The 1,370-nt window shown below is 75.6% G+C and carries 3 protein-coding genes; 1 reads left to right on the top strand and 2 read right to left on the bottom strand.

Annotated elements, in window-relative coordinates; translation table 11 throughout:
- Positions 1–130, bottom strand: a 130-nt coding sequence (locus G3I65_RS13470; protein ID WP_160696406.1) for an SDR family NAD(P)-dependent oxidoreductase, incomplete at its 3' end; no start/stop codon positions are given.
- An 86-nt stretch (positions 131–216) separates the two neighbouring features.
- Between G3I65_RS13470 and G3I65_RS13465 the strand changes: the two genes are divergently transcribed.
- The gene (locus G3I65_RS13465) at positions 217–1,053 is read left to right on the top strand and encodes a helix-turn-helix transcriptional regulator (RefSeq protein WP_160696405.1); all 837 of its coding nucleotides are present in this window, start codon (positions 217–219) and stop codon (positions 1,051–1,053) included.
- Positions 1,054–1,056: 3 nt separating this feature from the next.
- Here the strand turns inward: G3I65_RS13465 and G3I65_RS13460 are convergent.
- Positions 1,057–1,370, bottom strand: a 314-nt coding sequence (locus tag G3I65_RS13460; RefSeq protein WP_160696404.1) for a WS/DGAT domain-containing protein, incomplete at its 5' end; no start/stop codon positions are given.

The raw sequence follows: 1,370 nt of genomic DNA, 5'->3' as shown, positions 1-1,370 counted from the left end.
CGCGCGAGGCCAGCACGACGGCGGCGCCCTCCTCGGCGAAGAGGCGGGCCGCGGCCGCGCCGATGCCGCGGCTGGCGCCGGTGATGAGCACTACCTTGCCGGTGAGCAGGCCGATCGTGGTGTTCGTCATGAACCCGACGCTGCCCCGGCGGGCAACCCGGAGACAGGCACAGGCCGTACCAGGATCCGGCGCGGGTGCGTTCGCATACTGGAGGGGTGGACAAGCAGGAGCTGGGTGCGTTCCTCCGTAGCCGTCGTGAGCGGCTGCGGCCGCAGGACGTGGGCCTGCCCGGCGGACCGCGCCGGCGGACGCCGGGACTGCGCCGGGAGGAGGTCGCGGTGCTCGCGCACATCTCCACCGAGTACTACGTCCGCCTCGAGCAGGGCCGGGCACCGCGGCCGTCGGGCGAGGTCCTGGCCGGCATCGCCGAGGCACTCCGGCTGACCGGCGCCGAGGCCGAGCACCTGCACGTCCTGGCGGGCACCGCGCCGATCCGGAGCGGGCGGCACCCCCGCGACGTGCGCCCCAGCATCCTCGCGCTGTTGCAGCGGCTGCCTCAGACGGCCGCCTTCGTCGTCTCCGCCACCTTCGAGGTGCTGGCGTGGAACGACCTCGCGGCGGCGCTCATGGAGGACTTCGCGGCGGTCCCGCCCGAGCGGCGCAACCTCGCGCGCAAGGCGTTCCTCGAGCCGGCCGGGTCGCTGTACCGGGTCTCCGACGTCGCCGAGTTCCGGCTCAACGTCGTCCGGGGGCTGCGGGCGACCCTGGCCCGCTACCCTGCGGATCCGGCGGTGACCGGGCTCGTCGCCGAGCTGCGCGCGGGCAGTGCCGACTTCGCCCGGTTGTGGGAGCGGCACGACGTGCACGCGGCGCCGGTGCTCTCCAAGACCTTCCGGCACCGGGCGGTGGGTGACGTGACCGTCGACTGCGACTCCCTCGCCCTGCGCGGCGACGACCAGCACCTGGTGCTCTACACCGCGCCACCCGGCTCCCGCGGGGCCGAGGCGCTGGCGTTCCTGGAGGTGGTGGGGCCGGCGGGCGTCACGCCCTAGCCGTCAGGAGGCGTCGACCAGGCGGGCCGCGGACTTCAGCACCGCGTCGCGCAGGGAGCCGATGTCCGGGACCGCCGCGCCGTTGGCCTGGAGGCCGATGTGCACCGAGTCGCGGTAGGTGGCCACCGCGATGCCGACCGCGTGGCGCGGGGCCAGCGGCACGAACGGGTAGACCGCCGCCAGCCGGGCGCCGTCGATCGAGAGGCGGGCCGGGGGCAGCGGGACCGTGGTGACGACCAGGTCGAACAGCATCGGCGCGGCCAGTCCCGCGGTGCGCGTGCCCAGCCGGTGCAGCAGCGGCGGGACGCGGTCGGCCA

It is taken from the genome of Amycolatopsis sp. SID8362, from assembly GCF_010550475.1.
GTDB classification, from domain to species: domain Bacteria; phylum Actinomycetota; class Actinomycetes; order Mycobacteriales; family Pseudonocardiaceae; genus Amycolatopsis; species Amycolatopsis eburnea.
Note: the sequence above shows the minus strand (reverse complement) of the source record. Positions and strands in the feature narration are given on the sequence as shown.